Genomic DNA, 4,039 nt, shown 5'->3' on the forward strand with positions numbered 1-4,039 from the left:
CCCGTGGTTCTAGACCAACTACGGGGCTTTTGTCGTCTTCCTGATCGTTTTTCTTTGCCTCTCCGGCGAGTGAAAACCAATTGAGTGGAGTCGGCGGAGGGACGGCTCTCTCGGGCGAAATAAGGGAGCATGCGACCGCGTCCGAGAGAGACGGCACGCAGCCGACGGAGCGAGATAGGTTGAAACCGCGGAGAGGTGAAGAAAACCTGGAAACGCGCCGCGTAGCGGCTCCCGCCGGCGGTGCTCCGTCACCGCTGCGCGAGCGCAGCTCGCGCCCCCGACCGGGGGAGACGGGTGTGGCCTTCGCCGTCTACGCGACCGCGGTTCCGTCCAGCGCGAGACTGCGGCCTGTGGCACTGTGTGCAGATGATGATGTGGCGTGAGACGGCGTCAGCCGAAGCGCAAGAGGATCTCGACGGCCTGCTCGATCTGACGATGACTCGCGCCGTTGAGGCTCTCGGAAAGCGCGGTGAGCTGGGCCCGTTCTCCGCCTCGATCGACACCGACGGGCGCAGCGTTCTGAGCATGGTGGAGCCGGCGCCAGGACAAGGGAAAAACTCGTCCCAGGCGGACCTCGACGAACTCCGGCGTGCGAGCAGAGAGAACCGGCAGTCGTTGAGGGCGGTTGCGTACGTCAGCGTGGTCACGATCAGCGGGAGCGGTGATGCCATCCGAGTCGAGTCGGAACATCGGGAGGGCATCGCGCTGGTGGTCCTGGTTCCCTACACCCGGCTTCGTCTTCGCAAGCAACTGAAACTCGGCGAGATGCGCCTGCAGGCCGGCGTAGTCGACATCTGGGCGCCGGAGGTCTGACTTCCTCGCGACCGATGACCACGCATGACCGCGTGTCCCACGAGGAACGCGATGCCGAGCGTGAGCCAGGCCAGCAACCAGGCGAGCAAAGGACCTGCCGCGTAGCGGCTCCCGCCGGCGGTGCTCCGTCACCGCTGCGCGTGCGGAGCTCGCGTCCCGCCTCCGGCGGAACACGGGGGAGCGCGAGGGGATCGCCCCTCGTGGCCGGCCCGAAGGCCGGCCCCTCCCCCGCGCTACTCGGCGGGCGTCAGGAACGCGATCAACGCGGCGGCCTCGGCGGTACCGTCGTCGTAGACAGGCATCCCGCCGGGTCCACACTCCCCCGGCAGTCCGAGCGTGTTGCGGGTGTGCGTGAGAATCTCCGCGTCGGTCGCGGCGGCGTTCTCCGGGTCCTCGTCGCGGCTGGTCGCGAGGATGAGGGCGAGCTGGTCGGCGCTCGCGCGGCCGGTGTCGATGCGGGTCATGGTGTGGTCCTCTCAGCGGTTCAGGAACGGGGCGACGCGGCGGATCGCTGCGCGGCGGGCGTGGGCGACGCAGTGGCGGAACGAGCCGCTGGTGATGCCGTGCAGCTGGTCGGAGTGCCACGCCTCCCAGACCCCGGACTTGCGGCGGGTGACGTGTACCGAGGGCGTCGTCGTGGGGTCGGTGCCCACGACGCGGACGTCGACCGCGCGGGTGCCTCCGAGCGTGAGGTAGGTCTTCGCGGTGGTCTGCAAGTCGGTGGTGGTCTGCATGGTGTGGGTGCTCCCTCTGGCTGATCGTTTTTCTTTGCCTCTCCGGCGGGGAAAACCGTTTGAGTGGAGGCGGCGCAGTGACGCCGATAGCGAGCGATGTGAGGGAGCGCAGCGACCGCGTTCGGGATCGGTGGCACGGAGCCGGTGGAGCGAAATAGGTTGAAACCGCGGAGAGGTGAAGAAAACAGGTGGAACGGGCCGCATCGCGGCCTCCGACCCGCGGCGCTCCGTCGCCGCTGCGCGAGCCGGCTTGTGCCCGACGGAGGCTGGGAGCCGGCTACAGGACGGTGTCGGCGCCGAGGATGCGGCGGAGTCGCTGGCCGCTGTCGCGGATGCGTGTCTTGACCGTTCCCAGCGGCAGCTGAAGCGCGTGGGCTATCTCGGTGTGGCTGAAGCCCTGCACGTAGGCGAGGAACAGGATCTCGTGATGGATCAAGGGAAGCGCGCGGATCGCTGCGACTGCGGCGGCGTAGTCCAGTCGGACTTGAGCCCGCGCTTCCACGTCGGCCTCCGGCTCGGTGGAGAGTGCTGCGTACTCGTGGTCCCGCTGGCGGGACGCCTCCGCGGAGCGGACTCTGTCGATCGCTCGTCGTCGGGCCATGCGCATGAGGAGGTGACCCGAGGCTTGAGCGGGGTCAAAGGTCGCCGCTCGCTGCCATACCTCCAGGAACACCTCTTGCGTCACCTCGCGGGACTGCTCGGGGTCGCGAAGGACGCCTCTGATGACCCTGTACACATCGCGGGCAATCAGGTCGTGAAGGTCTGAGAATGCACGGGTGTCGCCCTCGGCGATCCTCGCTATGAGGAGACGAACGGCCGCCTCGACGTCGTCCTTCATGCTGCGCTCCGGCGGTACGGCGAGCTCGCCAGGCGAGGTCGAGCGATTGGCAGCACGTCTTCTGTTCGAAGCGGACAGGGACGACGGATGTTTCTCTGCCCTATGAAGGCAGACCGAGGGCGTCGCCCTCGGCTCACGGCGGACGGTGGTCGCGCCTTGACGGGATCCGGAGGCTGGCCGTCGTCGCTACCTCAAGTAAGGCAAGAGCTGAAGGAAGACGGTCCGCGCGATGACCTGGCGCAACTCGTTGAGGAGTTGCACGATGTCCTGCCCGTGTGCTGGCGAGTCGGGCTCATCGACAACGAAGTGAGATTCGGTCGAAATGGCGACGGAGCCGAGGTCGGAGTCGTTTCTCCAAGCCATGATGACGTCCGTACCGATGCCGTCCACGCGCGCCATGCTGATCGTCATCTCGGACACATAGGGCATGTAGCCCGGTGAGACGCTGCGTGTACCGGAGGCAGCGGTTGAGAGGACATCGGAGCGGTGTCGGGTTGTGCGCGACAGGTCATCGAACCGAGCGAGCAGGTGCTGATCGGGGTTGCTCGGAGCCATTGCCCAAGGCTGAATTCTCATGATCTCGGCTTGCGCACCGGCAGGCAACAGGCTGATGCCGACGACCGGGCCCTTCGGCTGCCTTGTGGAGGTCGGGAACGTCACGCTCTTCTTCTGCGCTGCGGTCAACTGGCCCTGCTCGTGCAGAGCCAGGGCCTGCGCGAGCTGCTCGAGCACGGCGCTGAAGTGTTGAAGAACGTCCTGCACGAGGTCGCGCGCTCTGTCGGGCACACCTTCGGTGACACGAAGCTGGATCTCGGTCCACGCTCCCTTCTCCACACGATGGACCGTGACCGCGCGTGCATGCCACGCGTGGAACACCTCGACGAGCTCTTCGTACGCCTTCACCGCTCGGCCGTACCGGCGCATGAAACTCGCGTCTGCGAACTCCAGCTGCTGCGCGGCGAGCACTGCCTTCCAATCCGACCCACTCTTGACCATCGAAGCCCCCTGGACATGACCTCTCGATCCGAGAGTGGGCAAGACGATACAACGTCTGTGTGCACAGGCTGACGGTGACGTACTCAGCGCGCAAGGAAGGAAGGGGACAACCGCGGCAGCGCTGAGGACCCTGTCCGTGAGGAAACTGGCACACCGGACGCGCGCGGATTCGGCATCAACGGTGGTGCGCAGCAGCGCGGTGACGAGCGCCGCGGCGATCGCGGAAGTGCGCGCAGCGATCCCGGAGGATCACGTCATCCTCTACGTGCTCCGGATCGCGGACGGCTCGGAGTAGGGGCTCAGACCGTTCCGGCGAGGAGTGCGACGGCCGCTGCGGAGAAGAGAACAACGGCCGCGAGGAGTGCGCCGCGGGCCCGGGCGCGCTTGTCGACCGCGACCTCGGACACCTGCGCGGAGTGGAGCTCGGAGTCGCGATAAAGCGGCACGATACCGGCGACGACGAGCGCGGCACCTGTCACGGCCAGCAGCAGAGCGATCCCGTCCCACATGCCGACCAACTTACTCAGCCGCGGGGGCGGCGCTTCGGTGGGGTGCGCGCTGGGTGGTTGTGGTGACGACGGCGGTCGCGCGGGTGAGGTTGGGGCCGATGGCGTCGGCTTCGAGGACGCGGCCGGTGCGGCGGTTCTCTCCTTCTCCC

General features: G+C 67.2%; 6 protein-coding genes. 1 reads left to right on the plus strand and 5 read right to left on the minus strand.

The annotated features are described in order from the left end of the window. The first annotated feature begins 366 nt into the window (after window positions 1-366). Window positions 367-813: a hypothetical protein gene (locus C5C57_RS17345; protein ID WP_146082476.1), complete on the plus strand. Its 447-nt coding sequence runs from the start codon at window positions 367-369 to the stop codon at window positions 811-813. 233 nt (window positions 814-1,046) lie between these two features. Here the strand turns inward: C5C57_RS17345 and C5C57_RS17350 are convergent, their stop codons facing one another. The 5 genes from C5C57_RS17350 to C5C57_RS17370 form a co-directional block, all read right to left on the minus strand. Then, window positions 1,047-1,277 carry a hypothetical protein gene (locus C5C57_RS17350; protein ID WP_104297932.1) on the minus strand — a complete coding sequence of 77 codons (231 nt, stop codon included), beginning with the start codon at window positions 1,275-1,277 and terminating at the stop codon, window positions 1,047-1,049. Window positions 1,278-1,289: 12 nt separating this feature from the next. Next, window positions 1,290-1,547: a hypothetical protein gene (locus C5C57_RS17355; protein ID WP_104297933.1), complete on the minus strand. Its 258-nt coding sequence runs from the start codon at window positions 1,545-1,547 to the stop codon at window positions 1,290-1,292. A 277-nt stretch (window positions 1,548-1,824) separates the two neighbouring features. After that, window positions 1,825-2,385 carry a sigma-70 family RNA polymerase sigma factor gene (locus C5C57_RS17360; protein ID WP_104281172.1) on the minus strand — a complete coding sequence of 187 codons (561 nt, stop codon included), beginning with the start codon at window positions 2,383-2,385 and terminating at the stop codon, window positions 1,825-1,827. A 186-nt stretch (window positions 2,386-2,571) separates the two neighbouring features. Then, complete coding sequence (locus tag C5C57_RS17365; RefSeq protein WP_146082477.1) at window positions 2,572-3,381, minus strand: hypothetical protein; 810 nt, start codon at window positions 3,379-3,381, stop codon at window positions 2,572-2,574. A 299-nt stretch (window positions 3,382-3,680) separates the two neighbouring features. Continuing rightward, entirely contained in the window at window positions 3,681-3,890 is a 210-nt protein-coding gene (locus C5C57_RS17370) for a hypothetical protein (protein WP_104297934.1), read from the minus strand. Window positions 3,891-4,039 lie beyond the last annotated feature (149 nt).

The organism is Rathayibacter sp. AY1C5, assembly GCF_002931705.1.
GTDB lineage: Bacteria > Actinomycetota > Actinomycetes > Actinomycetales > Microbacteriaceae > Rathayibacter.